This is a genomic window from Micromonospora sp. WMMA2032, assembly GCF_002688545.1.
GTDB classification, from domain to species: domain Bacteria; phylum Actinomycetota; class Actinomycetes; order Mycobacteriales; family Micromonosporaceae; genus Micromonospora; species Micromonospora sediminicola.
Map to the genome: position 1 here is coordinate 4513730 of NZ_CP024052.1, position 18848 is coordinate 4532577.

Here is an 18848-nt window from a genome sequence, read left to right on the forward strand (position 1 = left end):
GGCCCCGCACCGCGCGTCGGGGTCAGCCGCCGGCGGTCGACCGGCCGGGCGACGTCGGGCAGCCGTGCTTGCGCTGCCAGGCGGTGACCTCGGCGACCGGCGACCGGTTGCCGCCCTTACGCCACGAGTTCAGGTAGGGCGCCGGCCAGACCACACCCCGCCGGATCCACCAGTCGTTCGTGCCGGTGCACTTCGGCGACAGCCCGAAGTGCAGGTGGCAGACGTTGTTGGCGTTGCCGGTGCGGCCCACCTTGCCGAGCTGCTGGCCGGCGCGCACGCGTACGCCGGCGTCGACGCCGGCCGTGATCGCGCTCAGGTGGGAGCCGTAGTAGCGCACCCCGTCGTCGCCCAGCAGCGACACCGAGAGTCCGCCGTTGTTCGGCCCGAGCGGCCCGCGCTTGTCGAACCGGTCCACCCGGCTGACCTCCAGGACCACGCCGTCGGTGACCGCCACGACCGGCTCGCCGCAGTCGGCGAAGAGGTCGGTGCCCGGATAGCCGCCGTGCGTCGGGTGGTAGTCGACGTTGCCGGCCCGGACCGGGAAGACCCGCCGCACGTCGGTGCGGGTCGGCGTCGGGGCGGCGGAGGAGGCGGCCGGCGGGGTCGGGCGGGGACTCGCCGGCTCGGCCGGCTGAGCGGCGGTCACCATCGGGCTCGGGTCCCGCCAGGCGTCGGCGGGCGCGGCGGGGCGGTCGCACCCGGCGGCCAGCGCCGCCACGAGCAGCAGGACCGGGTACGCCGGACGCGTGCGGCGTCCGATCGATGGCGAGCGCATCCGATCATCCTGGCAGACCACTACCGTGGGGACGAACGCCGAGAGTCGGCCGCATAGATCGGTGACTGTGCGTGGTTGTCGAGGTGGGTCGTCCGGGAAGGGGGCAGCGGTGGCGAACGGGTGGTACGGCGTACCCGACGGGCCCGGTCCGGGGGTGGCGCACCCGCCGCCGCGTACGCCGTCGGGGCTCTTCCCGTCCGGCGGGCCCATGCGGCCCAGCTACCGCGAACCGCACCCGGTCACCGGCGGCGGCGTCGCGGTGGGCGCGGTGGCCGCGTTCGCCTGGCTGCTGCTGTTCGGGCTGGTCGGCCGCGATGTGCCCGGCTACGCGTGGTGGACGCTGTTCGCCGGCGGGGTGGCCTGGGCGGCCGCCGCGGCGCTGGTCCGCCACGGCGACCGGGGGGTGGCGACCGGGGTGGCCATCGTCACCGCGGGCGGCTGGAGCATCGCCGCCGCGGTTGTCGCGGTGCGGTGGGCGCAGTCCGGCGACTGGCCGCTCTGGTGACCTTGGGTGCCGGTTTCGCTGCGTAGCGAAGACCATCTTGACGAACGCGTGGTGACGGTTCACGCTCGCGGTATGGCCTGGACCACACCGCCGCGGCTCGACCCCGAGCGGAGCCGCCGTCGCCTGCAACTCCTCGCCGAGTTGGCCGGTGCGCGTGCGGTACAGCAGCGCGAACGGCCGCAGCGGGCGCGCACCGAGCGGCTGCGCCAGCTGATCGCCACCCGTCGGCGCGTCGCCGGCTGAACCACTTTCTCCAGGAACGGCCGGCCCCTTACGGGGCGTTGACCGGTCGCCCGCCGACCCGACCGGTTAACGTGCATCGCGTGACGTGTCGGCGTGCTGCCGAGGCCAATTTGGGGGGACCGTGTCGTACTTCGCTGCTGCCGTGGCGCGCGTCGACGGTGGCTGGACCGCCGGCGAGGTGAGCCTGCGGGGCGTCACCGACATCGAGGAGGTGGCCGACCGGCTGCGCGACGTCGAGCCGGACGCCGACCTCTCCCTGCTCTTCGTCGAGGCGGACGACACGTACCTGGTGATCCTGCGCCTGGACGAGGGGGAGGACCTCCGGGTCTTCGGCTCCGACTCGGCCTACGCGGAGGAGTCCCGGCTGGGCGCGCTGCTGGTGGGCGACCTGAAGACCTCGGTCACCGGGCTGGAAGATGTCGACGAGCCGCGCCCGACCGGCGGCGACGAGGACAGCGAGCAGCCGGCCGTGGACCCGGAGGCCGACCCGGTGGGCGACGCCGACCTCCTCGCCGACCTGGGCATCCCGGCGCAGAAGCTGCTCGCGCTCTGCGCCCACGAGGGTTCCATGCCGGCGGACGTGACCGCCGAGATCTGCCAGGTGCTCGGCTGTGCGGACGACGTCGAGGAGTTGCGTGAGGTCTGAGCCGGGCGAGTCGGTCACCCCCGGCGCGGCGGAACCGGTCGACGCCACCGATCCGGCGCTGGAGACGGTGGGACCGCCGGGCGCGGGGCCGGGTGCCGACGAGTGGCTGGCCGGGCCCGGCGAGCTGGGTCGCCGGCAGCGGCACGAACTGTGGATGCGCCGGGCCTTGGAGGTCGCGGTGACCGGCCCGGACGGCGACACCCCCGAGGACGCCGACGACGTGCCGGTCGGCGCCGTGCTCTACGCCCCCGACGGCGCCGAGCTGGCGATCGGGCGTAACGAGCGGGAGCTGACCGGCGACCCGACGGCGCACGCCGAGGTGCTGGCGCTGCGCCGGGCCGCGCAGCGGCTGGGCCGCTGGCGGCTGGACGGCTGCACCCTGGTGGTGACGCTGGAGCCGTGCACCATGTGCGCCGGTGCGATCGCGCTGGCCCGGGTCTCGACGGTGGTGTTCGGGGCGTGGGAGCCGAAGACGGGTGCGGTGGGCTCGCTCTGGGACGTGCTGCGCGACCGCCGCGTCACGCACCGCCCCGAGGTGTACGGGGGTGTGCTGGAGGTGGAGAGCGCGGCGCTGCTGCGCGCGTTTTTTCGCTGACCGGGTGCGCCGCGGCGCGTCGGTCGCGGCGTGTCGCGGCCCGACGGGCATGTTGCTTTCCTGCGATATGACTCTGAGGCATATTTATGCCGCTGAGTCATGACGCCCGAACCGGAACCCGTCGCGGCCCGGACGACGACCGCCCCGGCACCTGGTGGTGACGGGGCGGTCGGCGGAACGGATCGGTCAGGCGATGATGGTGTCGAGGGCGATCTCGACCATCTGGCCGAAGGTCTGCTCACGCTCCTGCGACGTGGTCTTCTCGCCGGTCTTGATGTGGTCGCTGACGGTCAGGATGGTCAGCGCGCGGGCCTTGAACCGGGCGGCGATCGTGTAGAGCGCCGCCGACTCCATCTCCACCGCCAGCACGCCGTAGTCGGCGAGCGTGTCGTACAGGTCCGGCCGGTCGGTGTAGAAGGCGTCCGCGGCCAGGATCGGCCCGACCCGCATGCTGATGCCGCGCCGCTCGGCCACCTCGACCGAGGTACGCAGCAGCCCGAAGTCGGCCACCGGGGCGTAGTCGATCAGCCCGTCGAAACGCATCCGGTTCATGTTCGAGTCGGTGGACGAGCCGATCGCCGCCACCACGTCGCGCAGCGCCAGGTCCTCGGTCAGGGCCCCGCAGGACCCGACCCGGATCAGCGACTTCACGCCGTACTCGTTGACCAGCTCGTGGGCGTAGATGGAGGCGGACGGCATGCCCATGCCGGAACCCTGGACGGAGACGTCGACGCCGTTCCACCGCCCGGTGAAGCCCAGCATGCCGCGCACCGTCGTGTAGCAGCGGGCCTCCTCGAGGTAGGTCTCCGCGATCCACTTGGCCCGCAGCGGGTCGCCCGGCATCAGGACCCGCTCGGCGATCTCTCCCGGCTCAGCGCCGATGTGCGTACTCATGGCAAAGATCCTGCCAGGCCGGCCGGAGGGATACCGGTTCGGCGTCCAGACCGGTGGTCCTGTACCCTCGTCGGCGGTGGCGTGTCCGAGTGGCCTAAGGAGCACGCCTCGAAAGCGTGTGAGGGTTTACGCCCTCCGCGGGTTCAAATCCCGCCGCCACCGCTCGTGAACAGCGAGAACGCCCGGTGCGATCCGTGAGGATCACACCGGGCGTTCCGCGTTCCGGGTCAGCTCCCGGTGAAGTCGTCGCCGAGCAGTGTGCGGATCCGCCCCAGTGCCCGGGCGTCGCGCATCTTCACCGCCGAAGCGGAGATCCCCAGGATCCTGGCGACGGTGGCGACGCTCTGGTCCTCCCAGTGTCGCAGCACCACGATCGCCTGGTCCCGGATCGGCAGTGTCGCCAGTGCGGACATCAATGCGACGTGCAGGTCGGTCGTCGCTGCTGGTTCCGGCCGTTCGGGCAGGTCGGCGCAGACCACCTCGGTGTCGCTGCGCCGGCTTCGCTGGTCGAAGACGGCGTTCATGAGCACCCGACGGCTGTACGCGTCGAGGTTTGCGCTGTGCCGGACCCGGCCCCAGGAGGCGTACATCTTGGCAAACGTGATCTGGGCGAGGTCCTGGGCGAGGTGCCAGTCCCGGCACATGAGGTAGGCGGTCCGTCTCAGCCGGGGTGCGGTCGCCGCGACGAACGCGCTGAAGTCCTCGTCCCGGGTGCTGCGCTCACGACGGCGGGCGGCGCTCCACCGGGCCAGTGGGCCGGCCGGGCGTTCGGCGGACGGCGTGGCGCGCACGTCGATCTGGCCGCTGGTCACTCACCCTCCCCGGATTCCGGGCGCGCCGGACACGGACCGCCCAGGATCTGATCGACGCCGTCCCTGTCGTGGAAGTCCGCGATGAGCCGGGCGGCGTCCCCCGCCCTGGCGAGTGTGACCTGGAAGGACTCGGGCATCTGCTCCGGCTTGACCGCATTGACCAGATCCGAATTGTCCCTGTACATCTCCTTGAACCTGGCGTACGCCTCGTCCTGGCCCTGGAATGTCACGCTGCGTACGAGTGGATCGGATCGGAGCGTGTCTTGGAGGTCGAGCCGCTGCTGATCGGTGACGTCCTGCCGCAGGAAGACCCGGACGTCGGCCGTCGCGTGTCCGCCCTGCCGGTCGCAGGCGGCGCTCGTGGCAGGCATCAGTGCCCCGGCCGCCACCACCGGTGGCACGGGCGCCCCCTGCGTCAGGGGCAGGTTCAGCGCGACCATGGCGGCGGCGACCGCGGTGAAGCCGGCTGCCGCACCGCCGGCGAGTAGGCGGCGTCTGCGCCGCAGGATCGCTCCCGCCGTCATGGCCTCCCGGGCCAGTTCTCCGGTCGGGGGCGCGGGTTCGACGCCGAGCGCCCGCTCGAAGAGCACGTGCAGGTTCTGGTCCACAGCTCACTCCTGGTGTCCGACGGCTTCCACCCTCAAGGACTGGTCGAGTCGCTGTATCGGTCACACCTGAGTTCCGACGGGTCGGATCAGCAGGGGCCGTAGCCCTCGTCGAAGAGGCGGCGGGCCCAGTCCGCGTACCCGGCGATGATCTTTCGGACCGTGACGCCGTCGTGCAGGAACAGGTACGCGCGGTCGCCGTCGCGGGCGAGCAGCCCGGCGAAGCGGTGACTGCCGGGCGGCGCCGGCAGCGCGGTGGCACCGGGGTACGCGGACCGGACGTCGGCGACCGGCGTGCCGGCGCTGATCCCCTCCGGCGTGCTCATCGGGTCGTCGAGCCAGAGCAGGACGAGCCGGTCGTCGACGAAGATCGGGCTGACCGAGCCGAGCCCGGTCAGCGTGGGCCCGCAGGCCTCCTCGTCGGTGTGCAGCAGGCCGCGCCGGGTGAGGTCCTCCTCGGTGTCGCCGAACTCCGCGTTGCGCAGGCCGTCGAGGCTGACCACCTCGGCGGCCCCGACCGGCCGGGCCGGCCACTGTGGATGGACGCCGCTGCCGGCGATGGACGCGGCAGCGGTCAGCGCGGCGATAAAGCCGAATTGTCGTAGTTTCATGCAATCCCCCAGTCCACAACGGGACCAGGGCGTCGAGGTTGCTGGTGCGGGTCGGATTGGCGCAGCTCCCATTCGTCGGCCAGTTCGTCCCAGTAGTCGGCGGACAGCCCGCGCCGGCCGTGCGCCAGCCAGCCCTCGGTGTCGCGCTCCAGGTGCAGGCCCAGCTCGGCGAACGGGTCGATCCACGCGCCCGGCTCGGCGCCCAGCCGGGCCAGCGCGGTGTTGATCGGCCACTCGACGCGCGGCCGGTCCAGCGCCTGGTCGTAGCGCGGCCCCCAGCTCACGTCGCCGCCCAGCCAGACCACCGCGGACTGGTGGCCGAGCCCGCCGGCGAACTCCGCCTCCAGGTAGGCCACCGGCCCGTTGTTCGACCAGCCGGCCAGCAGCTCCGCCAACGGCGGCGAGAGGACCAGCCGGAACGGGCGCTCGGCGCACGGGTCGTCGGCGGCGAAGTCCGGCAGCCGGCCGGTCAGCTCCTCGACCAGCTGCGGAGTGATCGGCAGCAGCGCGAAGTCCTGGCGGAGCGCGGCGAGCACCGCGTGGTCCAGGCCGGCGGTCCGCTCGCGGAGCAGCTCGACGTCGGCGACCACGGCGCTGAGCTGATAGCTCATCCGACCCGTTCGGCATCCACAGCCTGTGGATAGAACATGTGTACGACGCCTCCTCCCGTGTGTCCCGAGACGTTACCGGGGACGGGGGGCGGAAAACCCCCGGACGGAGTCGGATGGTTTCCGCCTTCTGGCGACCGACGGCGCTGCCTAGCGTCGATCATGTGATCGAACTACGTGAGTTGACCAAGCGCTACGGGGGCCGGGTCGCCGTGGACGGGCTGACCGTCCAGGTTCGGCCGGAGGTCGTCACCGGCTTCCTCGGCCCGAACGGCTCCGGCAAGTCGACGACGATGCGCATGACACCTCACCGGCTGGCGTCACGCCACGTTGCCGCCGACGAGATACCTCGGGCGTCCGTCGGCGAGCGCGGCCACCGCGTGACGCAACCGCTGCCAGATGTACGGGCGAAGCAGCGCCCGCGCGTCGTCGAGCGCAACGAAACGAGCCTCGGCCAGCTCGCCGTCCGTCGGCCGAAGTTGTTCCGTGGCCGGCAGCACGCCTCCGTCGAAGACGAACATCAGGCTGTCGTCCCACGGGCCGTGCGGGGCTACCCAGTCCACCACCAGCATCGACCCGACGCGCAGCTCCAGCCCGAGTTCCTCGTGGAGTTCCCGTGCGGCAGTGACGTGCGGTGGCTCGTTCGCCTCGGCCATGCCGCCCGGCAGATCCCAGTCCGGCTTGTAGCGAGGGTCGACCAGCAGGACCTCGCCCCGCTCGTTGCGCAGGAGCACGTCCACCCCGACCCGCTTGCGCGGTTGGCGCGCATTGCCCTCCGCAAGGTGTGCGCGCCAGGCTGCTGGATCTCGCTCGTACAGGGGACGCTCGTCGGCCATGAGGCCATTGTCGGCGGGTGTCATCCGGTCGGCAGTGGCAGCGCCAGCCAACTCCGTTCCCGGAACGTGTCGCGAAGCCGGTCCAGAAGCTGCGGCACGTCGGGGAGGTGGATGGAATGTGACCGCAGCAGTAGTGCGAGATGCCGAAGCTGATCGAGGACGACGGTGGAGCCGAGCCCGTGGGTGAGGTCGATGGTCTTATGGGTGACCAGGCACGCCTCGTCGATCCGGGCCTGCCCGACCAGCGCCGTGGCCAGGAGCGTCCGGGCAAGTGCCTGACTGCGTACCCGGGTGGTCGGCTCGTCGGTCACGATGTCGTCGAGCAGGCGTAGCGCGGCCGTCACGTCACCGAGGCGAAGTAGGCACCGGGCCATCTCGATGTCGAGTGAGGTGCGGTCGAACGGACTCAGCCATGGGGTTGGCGACGCTGCTGCCTGGCCGAGTGCGACTTCGGCGAGACGGAGAGTCGAGTGGCACTCGGCGGCTCGGCCCGCTGCCGCGAGACCGCGCGCCTGTAGGGCGAACAGCCGTGCGCGGACCCGTGCGCCCGCTTCCTCGTCCGCGATTACGCCGAGCCCTTCGATGGCATGGGCGATGGCTGCCGCTGCGTTGCCGTCGTGGGATGCGAGATGGCTGAGACTGCCGTGGACCTGACCGACAAGGAGGCGGGTGCCGCTGTCGACAGCGAGCGCCAACGCGTCACGGAAGTGCTGGCGGCCCGTGGTCGAGTCGCCGGAATCGTGCGCCATCCAGCCGGCCATCTCGTGCAGCGTCGCAGCCGCCAACAGCGTCGGCCGAGGGAGGGCGGACGATTGCCTCGTCGGCGGGAAGAACGCGGTGATGTGCGCAAGCGCCCCGCGGTACAGGTTCCGTCCGCCGATCTGCCGGTCGGCGCATCGAAGCGCGCTGAGCAGGTGAGGACCGGCTTCTCCGTCGACGTGTGGCGGAGCGTCGTCGCGCCCGGGCGGGAGGCGGAACCGCAGGATGTGGGCGGGAATCCCAGCACCCGAGCCCAATGGGCGAGCCGGTCGAGGTGCACCATCGGCGGCCCTGTCTCGACGCGGCTGAGTTGCGCCTGGGTGACCCCGAACCAACCGGCCACCGTGGCCTGAGGCAGCGGCTGCCGGCCGTGGTACGGATGGTGGCGGTAGGCCCGAATCACGCGGCCGAGGTGCCGTTCCGCCAAGGCTCGCCAAAGCGGCTCGTGCGACCAGAAGGTGGCCGGAACCTCGGGCGCTGCGACGACCCGGTCCCGCTCCGCCCGTTGGCAGGGGGCGCAACGCCCGGAGTTGTTGTCCGTCGCCAGGCCGGCCCCGCAGCGGGCGCAACCTGCTCGCCTCGTCATCGCGGTCATCAGCTCATTGAACTCGCTGCGTGATTGCGCGGTATACAGGCGGCGCATATGTTGCTGGCTGCTCTGCGCGTACGCGGAAGGGGCCGGACCTTCGACGGGCCCGGCCCCCTGGCGATCAGGTCGTCACCACGCGGACATGTCGGGGAGTTGGTCGATGGAGATGGTCCTCGGGTTGGCCATCGCGGTGCGCCACAGCCCGGCCACGTCCTTGCCGCTGCCGTTCCAGTCACGCGAGGCCCAGACCACGAAGTACGGCCACGCCGGGTCGGAGTTCGGGTTGAGCGGGCTGAACGTCTCCGCCACACCGGTGGTCTTGGCGCCGCTGACCGCCTTGGTGGTGGCGAAGTCGGAGGCGCTCTGGAAGTAGTCGGAGGTGACCAGGTCGACGTAGCCGTCGCCCGGGTACCAGGACGCCAGCGAGGTGCCCTGGCCGCTGGCCATGCCGTTGAACACCCAGACGATGTTGTGCGCGCCGGCGAGCTGGGCCCGCTGGTAGATCAGCCGCCAGAGCTGCTTGTAGGCGTCCTGACCCTTCTTCGCCCACCACATGTAGTTGTTGTTCGCCTCGTGCAGCGGGCGGAACAGCACCGGCACCCCGGCGTCACCCATCTTCTTCAGCTCGCGGACCACCAGGTCGATGTCCTGGTAGAGCTTCGACGACGGGTTGTTCAGGTCGGGCTGGAAGTCGCAGGGCGCGGAGTAGTTGCCGCCGCGCGGGCAGTACCAGTGCCACTGGAACGCGACGATGCCGTTGCGCGACCTCGCCCAGTCGATGACCTGCTGGGTCTGGATGCTGCCCCGGGTGTACTCCATGAAGTCGAACGCCACCATCGCCGGGTAGCGGCCGGTCAGCTGCTGCACCCGGTCCGCGTCCGGCAGGTCGGTCTGACCGCTGACGTAGGTGTGCGTCCGCAGGTAGCAGATCAGGTTGCGGGCCTTCGAGTTCGCCTGCGGGTCGGCCGGCGCCTGGCCGCAGTCCGGGCCGGGCGGGGCGGGCGGCTTCACCGCGTAGACCTCGAACTCGTAGAGCGAGTAGCCCCAGGCGGTGCCGCGTGCGGTGCCGGACATCCGGACGTACCGGCCGCTGGCCCCGGCGGGCGTGACGTCGTCGGTGCCGCCGTCGCCCGTCGTGGTGCTGAACACCGGGGTCCAGGTGGCGCCGTTCGTCGAGGTCTGGATCTGGTACGCCCTGCCGTACGCCGCCTCCCAGCGCAGCCGCACGGTGGTGATCGGGTACGTGGCGCCGAGGTCCACCTGGATCCACTGCGGGTCGGCGTAGAGGCTGGACCAGCGGGTGCCGCCGTTGCCGTCGACCGCCTGGCCGGCGACGTTCGGGCTCTCCGTCGACGAGACGGCGACCGGCCGGTTCAGCGCGAGGTTGCCGGTGGGGGTGGTGGTCGGGTCCGGGTCCACCGTCGGGCTCGGGCTCGGGCTGCCGGTGGGGCTGGGCGTGGGGCTGCCGGTCGGGCTCGGCGGCGCGGTGTCGCCGCAGGCCGCGCCGTTGAGCGTGAACGCGGTCGGGGTCGGGTTCGACCCGGTGTAGGTGACGTTGAAGCCGAAGCTGACCGTGCCGCCCGCCGGAACGCTCGCGTTGTAGGAGACGTTCGTGGCGGTGGCGTTCGCGCCGGACTGCGTCTTCGTCGCGTTCCACATGTCGCCGATCACCTGGTTGCCGGGGAACGCCCAGCCCAGCGTCCAGCCGTTCACGGCGGCCCCGGTGTTGGTGATCGTGACGTTGGTGGTGGCACCGCCGCCCCAGTCGTTGGTGACCTGCCAGGTCACCGAGCAGGCGCCGGCGGCGGCCTGGGCGGGTGGCGTGGTGACGAGGGCGGTGGCCAGCGCGGTGACGGCTGCGGCCGCCCCGGCCAGACACGCCCGCGTGCGGGTGCGCTGGTTCATGAGGAACTCCCGTACGGGTGGTGGGTGCGGGGGAGTCCTCGTCGCCCGGACGGGCCGGACCGTCGGTTGCCCTCCCGGCGGTCGACCCGGCGAAGATATCAACGATGGTCTTCTTAACCGGTTAACTTTGTCAATGCCCAGTCGAACACTCGTCGAACGGGAGGCCTTGTGAACCGGTCAAGGGTCGCTGGTCGGTGGGCCGGACGGCATCACGGCGGCGGGAACGACGAAGGGCCGGCACCCGAGGTGCCGGCCCTTCGTCGACGGCGGAGGATACGAGATTCGAACTCGTGAGGGTGTGAACCCAACACGCTTTCCAAGCGTGCGCCCTAGGCCTCTAGGCGAATCCTCCGCGAGCCAGGATACAGGTCCCCCGACGGCGGGCCACCCCACCCTCCCGGAAGATCCACACGGCGTCGGGTAGGCTGGTCCCACCTCCCGTGCGGCGGTATCTCGTGAACCTCCCCAGGGCCGGAAGGCAGCAAGGATAAGCGAGCTCTGCCGGGTGCACGGGAGGCCTTTCTGTCTCCGGGTCCCGGTAACGTCGCCTCGGGTCGAGTCACGGGGTGGTGGGTGGTCACCCGGGGCCGACCGGCGCAGAATGGCTCGGTCGAGAGGAGGCGGGACGGGTGGCACTGGCCCTTTACCGCAAGTACCGGCCGCGCACCTTCGCCGAGATGATCGGCCAGGAGCAGGTCACCGAGCCGCTGTCCCAGGCGTTGCGCAGCGGTCGGCTCAACCACGCGTACCTCTTCTCCGGCCCCCGCGGCTGCGGCAAGACCTCCAGCGCCCGGATCCTGGCCCGCTCGCTCAACTGTGAGCAGGGCCCCACCCCCGAGCCGTGCGGGCAGTGCGACTCGTGCCGCGGGCTGGCCCCCGACGGCGGCGGGTCGATCGACGTCATCGAGATCGACGCGGCCAGCCACGGCGGTGTCGACGACGCCCGCGAGCTGCGCGAGAAGGCGTTCTTCGCGCCGGCCCGCAGTCGCTTCAAGATCTACATCATCGACGAGGCGCACATGGTCTCGTCGGCCGGCTTCAACGCCCTGCTCAAGCTGGTCGAGGAGCCGCCGGAATACGTCAAGTTCATCTTCGCCACCACCGAGCCGGAGAAGGTCCTCGGCACGATCAGGTCGCGGACGCACCACTACCCGTTCCGGCTCTACCCGCCGAAGGTGGTCCGGCCCTACCTGGAGCAGCTCTGCGAGGCGGAGGGGGTGACCGTCGAGCCGGCGGTCTTCCCCCTGGTGGTGCGCGCCGGTGGCGGCAGCATGCGGGACAGCCTCTCCGTGCTCGACCAGCTCATCGCCGGCGCCGGTCCGGAGGGGGTCGGCTACGCCCGGGCCGCCGCGCTGCTCGGCGTCACCGACTCCGCGCTGATCGACGAGATGTGCGACGCGCTCGCCGCCGGGGACGGCGCGGCCGCGTACGCCACCGTCGACCGGGTCGCCGAGGCCGGCCACGACTCGCGCCGGTTCGCCACCGACCTCCTGGAGCGGCTGCGCGACCTGATCGTGCTCCAGCAGGTGCCGGACGCCGCCGCCAAGGGCCTCATCGACGGCCCGGCCGACCAGATCGAGCGGATGGCCGCGCAGGCCCAACGGCTCGGCCCGGCCACGCTGTCCCGCTGCGCCGACATCGTGCACAACGGCCTGGTCGAGATGCGCGGCACCACCGCGCCCCGGCTGCTGCTGGAGCTGATCTGCGCCCGGATGCTCCTGCCCGGCGTCGACGACTCGTCCGGCGGCCTGCTCCAGCGCCTGGAGCGGATGGAGCGCCGGCTCACCCTGGGCGGCGCCGAGCCGGCCGCCGCGCACGCCACCGGAACCCCGGAGGTACGCCCGGCGACGCCCGCCCCGGGCGCGGCTGCCGCCGCGGTCCACCCGGAGACCGCCGGCACGCCGGCGGCTGCCGACGCCCCGACCGGTGCGGCCGCCGCCCGCGCCGCCGCCCTGGCCGCCGGCTCCCCCCGTGGTGCCGCCGCGGGCGGTGCCGCGCCCGGCGCCTCCGGTGCCGCAGCCGGTGCCCCGGCTGCCGAAGCCGCATCCGGTGGCCCGACGGCCGATGCCCCGGCCGCCCCGGCCCGCCGCCCGGTGCCGCCCTCGGCGGTGATGCCCGACCCGGCCACCCCCGAGCCGCCCCGCCCGGGCGCGGCGAACCCCGGCGCGCTGGACGCGGTCGCGGTGCGCCGGGTCTGGCCGGAGGTGGTCGGCAAGGTCAACCGGAGCAACAAGCGGATCGCCGCGCTGATGCGTGACGCGGTGGTGCGTGACCTGGACGGCGACACGCTGGTGCTGACCGTGAAGTCGACGGTGCTGGCGAAGATGATGGCCGACCACGCCGCCGTGCTCACCGACGCGCTCTACGAGGAGTTGGGCGGTCGCTGGCAGATCCGGTGCGAGGTGGCCGGCGAGCGGGGCGCGTCCTCGCTGGGCGGCCCGTCCCGCCCGTCCGGCGCGAGCCGCGCCCCCGCCGAGGCCGTCCCGGCCCCGGCCACCTCCGGTCCGGATGACGCCGCCCGCCGGCGCCCCGACTCCGGGACGCCGGACGCCGCCGACGGGCGTCCGGGCCCGGGTGGCCCGCACGGTGCCGGTGGGCGCCCCGACTCCGGTGGGCCCGACGGTGCCGACGGCCGTCCGGACTCCGGAAACGGCGGGGTCGCGCCTTCGGCGTCCGGCCCGGGTGGGGCCGCACCGGCCGGCTCGACCGGTGACTCGGGCACCCGGTCCGCGCACGGCAACCGCGCCGACGACCACGGCAACCGCGTCGGTGGGCCGGCGGGTCCGGGCGGCGGCCGCTCCGGCACCGGGGCCGCGCCGGCCGGCGGGTCGACCCGGGCGTCGGCGGGTGCGCCGGCCGCCGGAAAGCAGGACGACGAGGAGGACTGGCCGGAGCCGGTGCGACCCGGTGGCGCCACCAATCCGGTGCGTACCCCCGCCGCGACGCCCGCCGTCGACGGGGAGGACTGGCCGGCGGCGGCCCGTCCGGGCGGGGTGGCGGCGACCGCGACCGCCGCTCCGGCCGTACCGAAGCCGGCCGCGCCCCCGGCGGCGCCGGCGGGCGGCGGTGGGCCGAAGAACAGCGCCATCGCGGCGGCCCGCGCGGCCGCGGCGGCCGCGGCGGCCGGCGGTGGGCCCGGCAAGGGGACGCGGGCCGCGCAGCCGGCGCGGAAGACCGCGGACGCGGAGTGGGCCGGTGAGCCGCCTTACGACCCGGACTTCGACGGGCCGGTCCGGGGTGGTCGGGCGCCGGCGGCCGCGGCACCGGCGTACGAGGGCTTCGACCCGGGCGACGAGCCGCTGGACGAGGTGATCGACGAGCGGACCGCCCGGCAGTCCAGCGAGGAGCAGGCGGTGCAGCTGCTGCGCGAGACGTTCGGGGCCGAGAAGATCAACGAGGTGGACGCGCGCTGAGCGCGGGTCGACCCGGAGGAGCGGTGCCGTGGCCCGACTAGGCTGGGCGCGGCCGAGCAGACGAGTGCGAGAAGGAGCGGTCCGTGCGCCCAGGTGGACAGCCGAACATGCAGCAGATGCTGAAGCAGGCGCAGAAGATGCAGCAGCAGATCGCCAAGGCCCAGGCCGAGTTGGCCGAGGCGGAGCTGGAGGGCACCGCGGGCGGTGGCCTGGTCACCGCCACCGTCGCCGGCACCGGTGAGCTGAAGGCGATCAAGATCGACCCGAAGGCGGTCGACCCGGAGGACGTGGAGACCCTGGAGGACCTGGTCGTCGCGGCCGTGCACAACGCCGCCGAGGCGGCCCGCGAGCTGACCGAGAAGAAGATGGGCCCGGTCGCGGGTGGGATGGGCGGCCTCGGCCTGCCCGGGTTCTGAGCCGGCAGATGTACGAAGGTGCCATCCAGGACCTGATCGACGAGCTGGGCCGGTTGCCGGGCGTGGGCCCGAAGAGCGCCCAGCGGATCGCGTTCCACGTGCTGTCGGCGGATCCGGCCGACGTCAACCGGCTGGCCGGCGCGCTGCGCAAGGTCAAGGACCTGGTCCGGTTCTGCACGACCTGCTACAACGTGGCCGAGTCCGAGCAGTGCCGGATCTGCCGCGACCCCCGGCGCACCGACGAGGTGCTCTGCGTGGTCGAGGAGCCGAAGGACGTGGTGGCGATCGAGCGGACCGGCGAGTTCCGCGGCCGCTACCACGTGCTCGGTGGCGCGATCAATCCGCTGGAGGGCATCGGCCCGGACAACCTGCGGATCCGTGAGCTGATGACCCGTCTCGGCAGCGGTACGGTCCGCGAGCTGATCCTCGCCACGGACCCGAACACCGAGGGCGAGGCGACGGCGACCTACCTGGCGCTGATGGTCAAGCCGATGGGGATCGCGGTGACCCGGCTGGCCAGTGGCCTGCCGGTCGGCGGCGACCTGGAGTACGCCGACGAGATCACGCTGGGTCGTGCCTTCGAGGGCCGTCGAGCGGTCTGAGAACCGTCGTGTCGCCTCCGGCGGGTGCCCTGCGGGGTGCCCGCCGGCGGTGTCTCCGGACCGGATCTCCGACGTTCGTCGATCTGACAGGTACGAGCCTCCGGGACCGGATCGACGTAACAAATTCGGCCCTTCGGCCGACGAACATTAGGTGAACAGCAGCGATACCCTTCGAATCGAATGCCTCGCTGCGGAAAAGACACGATCCGATACCAACCCGCCCCCCTGGCGTTTCCGCATGCTCCGCCCTGGGGCTAAGGTCACCGCACATCGGTGACCCCTGTCACCACGTTGTCCGTACCCCCAAGGACGAGGTGAAGCACCATGCGTGCACCCAGGCCGAAGGCCGCGATCGCGGCCGTCGCGGTCGCGGCCCTCGCGGTAGCAGGCTGCGCCGAGAGCGACCGCGACAGTGGCTCCGGAGGTAGCAAGAAGGACACCCTCGTCTTCGGCGTCGCCGGAGACCCGAAGGTGCTCGACCCCAGCTTCGCCAGCGACGGTGAGTCGCTGCGCGTGGCCCGCCAGGTCTTCGAGACCCTGGTCCGCCCCGAGGAGGGTGGCACCAAGGTGACGCCGGGCCTCGCCGAGTCCTGGACCCCGGACGCGGCGGGCACGACCTGGACCTTCAAGCTCCGCTCGGGCGTCAAGTTCCACGACGGCTCCGACTTCAACGCGGAAGCCGTCTGCTACAACTTCAACCGCTGGTACAACGCCAAGGGCCTCATGCAGAGCCCGGACGTGACCGCGTACTGGCAGGACGTCATGGGCGGGTTCGCCAAGAACGAGAACCCGGACCTGCCGCCGAGCCTCTTCAAGTCCTGCACCGCCAAGGACGCCACCACCGTCGACCTGGCGTTCAACCGGGTCTCCAGCAAGATCCCGGCCGCGCTGATGCTGCCGTCGTTCTCGATCCAGAGCCCGAAGGCGCTGGAGCAGTACGACGCCAGCAACGTCACCGGCACCGCCGAGGACATCAAGTACCCGTCGTACGCGATGGAGCACCCGACCGGCACCGGGCCGTTCAAGTTCAAGTCGTGGGACGTCGCCAACAAGACGCTCACCATCGAGCGCAACGACGACTACTACGGCGACAAGGCCAAGCTGAAGACCATCATCTTCAAGACCATCTCCGACGAGAACGCCCGCAAGCAGGCGCTCCGCTCGGGTGACATCCAGGGCTACGACCTGGTCGGTCCGGCGGACGTGGAGCCGCTGAAGAAGGAGGGCTTCAACGTCCTCACCCGCCCGGCCTTCAACATCCTCTACCTGGCGATCAACCAGAAGGGGAACCCGAAGCTGGCCGACATCAAGGTCCGGCAGGCCATCGCGTACGCGTTGAACCGGCAGGCGCTCGTCGACTCGAAGCTGCCCCCGGGCGCCAAGGTCGCGATGAACTTCTTCCCGGACACCGTCGAGGGCTGGAACGGCGACGTCACCAAGTACGACTACAACCCGGAGAAGGCCAAGCAGCTGCTGGCCGAGGCCGGCGCGACGAACCTGACGCTGAAGTTCCACTACCCGACCGAGGTCACCCGGCCGTACATGCCGAACCCGAAGGACATCTTCGAGCTGCTCTCGGCGGACCTCAAGGCGGTCGGCATCAACGTCCAGGCCATCCCGCTCAAGTGGAGCCCGGACTACCTCAACGCCACCACCTCCGGCAGCAAGCACGACCTGCACTTCCTCGGCTGGACCGGTGACTACGGCGACGCGTACAACTTCATCGGCACCTTCTTCGACCGGCCGAAGGACGAGTGGGGCTTCAACAACCCCGCGCTCTTCGCCCAGTTCAAGGACGCCGACACCACCGCCGACGCGGCGGCTCGGACGGAGAAGTACAAGGCCCTCAACAAGGCGATCATGGACTTCCTGCCGGGTGTGCCGATCTCGCACTCCCCGCCGGCGATCGTGTTCGGCAAGGACGTGACCGGGATCAAGGCGAGCCCGCTCACCGACGAGCGGTACGCGACCGCAGAGTTCAAGTGATCTGAAGGCACTGACGCGGGCGGGCGCTGTGACCACAGCGCCCGCCCGCACCCCTCCGCACCCCCTCCGAGGCGCCCGTGTTCCGGTTCATCGTCAGACGCCTGCTACAGCTGATACCCACGCTGTTCGGGCTCTCCGTCCTGCTGTTCATCTGGCTCCACCGACTTCCCGGCGGGCCCGAGACCGCGATCCTCGGTGAACGGGGCACGCCCGAGACGCGCGCCGCCATCCGGCGCAACCTCGGCCTCGACGAGCCGATCCTGGTCCAGTACGCCCGCTTCCTGCGGCGGATGATCCGGCTCGACCTGGGCACCTCGACCGGTACGAAGCGAGCGGTCACCACGGAGTTCGTGGAACGGTTCCCCGGCACCGTCGAGCTGACGATCATGGCCATGATCCTCGCGGTCGGCATCGGCATCCCGCTCGGCTACCTGGCCGCCCGCCGGCGCGGCCGGTTCCTCGACCACGCCTCCGTCGGCGGGTCGCTGATCGGCATCTGCATCCCGGTCTTCTTCCTGGCGTACGTGCTCAAGGCGATCTTCGCGGAGAACCTGGGCTGGTTCCCGTCCAGCGGCCGGCAGGACCCGACCATCGGGGCGACCCGGGTCACCAACTTCTTCGTCCTCGACGGGCTGATGACCCGCGAGTGGGACGCCGCCGCCGACGCGCTCTGGCACCTCGTGCTGCCGGGCATCGCGCTGGCCAGCATCCCGCTCGCGATCATCGTCCGGATCACCCGGGCCAGCGTGCTGGAGGTGCTCAACGAGGACTTCGTGCGGACCGCCGAGGCCAAGGGCCTGACCGAGCGGACCGTCCGCCGGCGGCACGTGCTGCGCAACGCCATGCTGCCGGTGGCCACCTCGATCGGTCTGCAGACCGGTCTCCTGCTCTCCGGCGCGGTGCTCACCGAGACCGTGTTCGCGTTCAGCGGCATCGGCGCGTTCGTCGCGGAGTCGATCAGCCAGCGGGACTATCCGGTGCTGATGGGCTTCATCATGATCATTGCGGTGGTGTACGTGCTGGTGAATCTCCTGGTCGACCTCTCCTACAGCGTGATCGACCCGAGGGTGAGGGTGCGATGACCATCACCACAGGCAAGAAGCGCGAGAAGATCGACCGGCTCGCCGAGCTGGCCGCCCGCGACGACGAGCAGGGGGTGAGCCTCTGGAAGGAGGCGTTCCGCCGGCTCCGGCGCAACCCGGCCGCCGTCATCGGCGTGGTGATCCTGGCGGTCTTCGTCCTGGTCGCCGTCGTCGGTCCGTTCCTCGTCCCGTACAGCCCGACGGACTCCATCGGCATCCGCGAGGGGCTGGTCAAGTCCGGCCAGGGCATCATCCCGGGTGCCTCCGCCGACCACTGGCTCGGCTTCGACCACCAGGGTCGGGACGAGTTCAGCCGGCTGATCGTCGGTGCCCGGCAGACGCTGCTGGTCGGCGTGGTCTCCACCCTGATCGGCCTCGCGGTCGGCGCGTTCATTGGTGGCGTCGCCGGCGCCGCGGCCGGCCTCGGCGGGCGCTGGGGACGCTGGATCGACACCACCCTGATGCGCTTCATCGACATGCTGCTGGCCATGCCGAGCCTGCTCCTCGCGGTGAGCATCGCGGCGCTGCTAGGCGCCAGCCTGACCACCGTGATGATCGCGGTCGGCGTGGTGTCGGTGCCGATCTTCGCCCGGCTGCTGCGCGGCTCGATGATCGCGCAGGCCAACAGCGACTACGTGCTGGCCGCGACGTCGCTGGGGGTGAAGCGGTCGAAGATCGCCCTCACCCACGTGGTGCCGAACTCGATCGCCCCGGTCATCGTGCAGGCCACCCTGACGTTGGCCACCGCGATCATCGAGGCGGCCGCGCTGTCCTTCCTCGGCCTCGGCAACCCCGACTCGGCCATTCCGGAGTGGGGCGTCATGCTCGCCGACGCGCAGCCCTACCTGGGCATCCGCCCCGGGCTGGCGGTCTATCCGGCGCTCGGCATCATCATCACCGCGCTCGGATTCACCCTGCTCGGTGAGGCGATGCGTGAGGCCCTCGACCCGAAGCTGCGGAAGTAGG

At 71.7% G+C, this 18848-nt stretch carries 19 protein-coding genes, 2 tRNA genes and 1 other RNA gene; 12 read left to right on the forward strand and 10 right to left on the reverse strand.

All coding sequences use genetic code 11. The annotated features are described in order from the left end of the window. Positions 1–22: 22 nt before the first annotated feature. On the reverse strand, positions 23–985 hold the full coding sequence (locus CO540_RS20890) for a peptidoglycan DD-metalloendopeptidase family protein (RefSeq protein ID WP_371682237.1): 963 nt from the start codon (positions 983–985) through the stop codon (positions 23–25). Between CO540_RS20890 and CO540_RS20895 the strand changes: the two genes are divergently transcribed. The 4 genes from CO540_RS20895 (at position 984) to CO540_RS20905 (ending at position 2764) form a co-directional block, all read left to right on the forward strand. Continuing rightward, the gene (locus tag CO540_RS20895; RefSeq protein ID WP_091576827.1) at positions 984–1280 is read left to right on the forward strand and encodes a hypothetical protein; all 297 of its coding nucleotides are present in this window, start codon (positions 984–986) and stop codon (positions 1278–1280) included. The genes CO540_RS20890 and CO540_RS20895 overlap by 2 nt on opposite strands. A 72-nt stretch (positions 1281–1352) precedes the next feature. Next, a complete protein-coding gene (locus CO540_RS30435; RefSeq protein WP_172967891.1) occupies positions 1353–1523 on the forward strand; it encodes a hypothetical protein in 171 nt (56 codons plus the stop codon). A 121-nt stretch (positions 1524–1644) separates the two neighbouring features. Next, a complete protein-coding gene (locus CO540_RS20900; protein WP_091568366.1) occupies positions 1645–2169 on the forward strand; it encodes a tRNA adenosine deaminase-associated protein in 525 nt (174 codons plus the stop codon). Between the two features lie 67 nt (positions 2170–2236). Then, a complete protein-coding gene (locus tag CO540_RS20905) occupies positions 2237–2764 on the forward strand; it encodes a nucleoside deaminase (RefSeq protein ID WP_371682311.1) in 528 nt (175 codons plus the stop codon). A 186-nt stretch (positions 2765–2950) separates the two neighbouring features. Here the strand turns inward: CO540_RS20905 and deoD are convergent, their stop codons facing one another. After that, entirely contained in the window at positions 2951–3658 is a 708-nt protein-coding gene (gene deoD, locus CO540_RS20910; protein ID WP_091568373.1) for a purine-nucleoside phosphorylase, read from the reverse strand. Positions 3659–3733: 75 nt separating this feature from the next. On the opposite strand from deoD, the gene CO540_RS20915 reads away from it, so the two are divergent. Then, positions 3734–3820, forward strand: a tRNA-Ser gene (locus CO540_RS20915). A 65-nt stretch (positions 3821–3885) separates the two neighbouring features. Here the strand turns inward: CO540_RS20915 and CO540_RS20920 are convergent. The 8 genes from CO540_RS20920 to CO540_RS20960 all read right to left on the reverse strand — a co-directional run bounded on the left by CO540_RS20920 (position 3886) and on the right by CO540_RS20960 (position 10735). Continuing rightward, positions 3886–4470, reverse strand: a complete 585-nt coding sequence (locus CO540_RS20920) for a SigE family RNA polymerase sigma factor (protein WP_253866134.1) — start codon at positions 4468–4470, stop codon at positions 3886–3888. Beyond that, positions 4467–5078 (reverse strand): permease-like cell division protein FtsX, encoded by a 612-nt coding sequence (locus tag CO540_RS20925; protein WP_099163325.1) that lies wholly within the window; start codon positions 5076–5078, stop codon positions 4467–4469. The genes CO540_RS20920 and CO540_RS20925 overlap by 4 nt, the downstream gene beginning before the upstream one ends. A gap of 86 nt (positions 5079–5164) precedes the next feature. Next, a complete protein-coding gene (locus CO540_RS20930) occupies positions 5165–5686 on the reverse strand; it encodes a hypothetical protein (protein WP_099163326.1) in 522 nt (173 codons plus the stop codon). Then, positions 5683–6297, reverse strand: coding sequence for a hypothetical protein (locus tag CO540_RS20935; RefSeq protein WP_099163327.1), 615 nt, complete (start codon positions 6295–6297; stop codon positions 5683–5685). The genes CO540_RS20930 and CO540_RS20935 overlap by 4 nt, the downstream gene beginning before the upstream one ends. A gap of 317 nt (positions 6298–6614) precedes the next feature. Further along, positions 6615–7130 carry an NUDIX hydrolase gene (locus tag CO540_RS20945; protein ID WP_099163328.1) on the reverse strand — a complete coding sequence of 172 codons (516 nt, stop codon included), beginning with the start codon at positions 7128–7130 and terminating at the stop codon, positions 6615–6617. 20 nt (positions 7131–7150) lie between these two features. Continuing rightward, positions 7151–7891 (reverse strand): hypothetical protein, encoded by a 741-nt coding sequence (locus CO540_RS31050; protein WP_253866136.1) that lies wholly within the window; start codon positions 7889–7891, stop codon positions 7151–7153. A 716-nt stretch (positions 7892–8607) separates the two neighbouring features. After that, positions 8608–10383 (reverse strand): glycosyl hydrolase, encoded by a 1776-nt coding sequence (locus tag CO540_RS20955; RefSeq protein ID WP_099163329.1) that lies wholly within the window; start codon positions 10381–10383, stop codon positions 8608–8610. A gap of 267 nt (positions 10384–10650) precedes the next feature. Then, a tRNA-Ser gene (locus CO540_RS20960) sits at positions 10651–10735 on the reverse strand. A gap of 80 nt (positions 10736–10815) precedes the next feature. Here CO540_RS20960 and ffs point away from each other — a divergent pair. The 7 genes from ffs to CO540_RS20995 all read left to right on the forward strand — a co-directional run bounded on the left by ffs (position 10816) and on the right by CO540_RS20995 (position 18847). Beyond that, an RNA gene (gene ffs / locus CO540_RS20965) (signal recognition particle sRNA small type) lies at positions 10816–10905 on the forward strand. A gap of 107 nt (positions 10906–11012) precedes the next feature. Continuing rightward, positions 11013–13796 carry a DNA polymerase III subunit gamma and tau gene (locus CO540_RS20970; RefSeq protein ID WP_099163330.1) on the forward strand — a complete coding sequence of 928 codons (2784 nt, stop codon included), beginning with the start codon at positions 11013–11015 and terminating at the stop codon, positions 13794–13796. A 107-nt stretch (positions 13797–13903) separates the two neighbouring features. After that, positions 13904–14212, forward strand: a complete 309-nt coding sequence (locus tag CO540_RS20975) for a YbaB/EbfC family nucleoid-associated protein (protein WP_216642399.1) — start codon at positions 13904–13906, stop codon at positions 14210–14212. Positions 14213–14220: 8 nt separating this feature from the next. After that, positions 14221–14814, forward strand: coding sequence for a recombination mediator RecR (gene recR, locus CO540_RS20980; RefSeq protein ID WP_099163331.1), 594 nt, complete (start codon positions 14221–14223; stop codon positions 14812–14814). Positions 14815–15138: 324 nt separating this feature from the next. Next, complete coding sequence (locus CO540_RS20985) at positions 15139–16800, forward strand: ABC transporter substrate-binding protein (RefSeq protein WP_099163332.1); 1662 nt, start codon at positions 15139–15141, stop codon at positions 16798–16800. Between the two features lie 77 nt (positions 16801–16877). Continuing rightward, positions 16878–17882, forward strand: a complete 1005-nt coding sequence (locus tag CO540_RS20990; protein ID WP_091568422.1) for an ABC transporter permease — start codon at positions 16878–16880, stop codon at positions 17880–17882. After that, positions 17879–18847, forward strand: a complete 969-nt coding sequence (locus tag CO540_RS20995) for an ABC transporter permease (protein WP_099163333.1) — start codon at positions 17879–17881, stop codon at positions 18845–18847. Before CO540_RS20990 ends, CO540_RS20995 begins: the two co-directional genes overlap by 4 nt. Position 18848 lies beyond the last annotated feature (1 nt).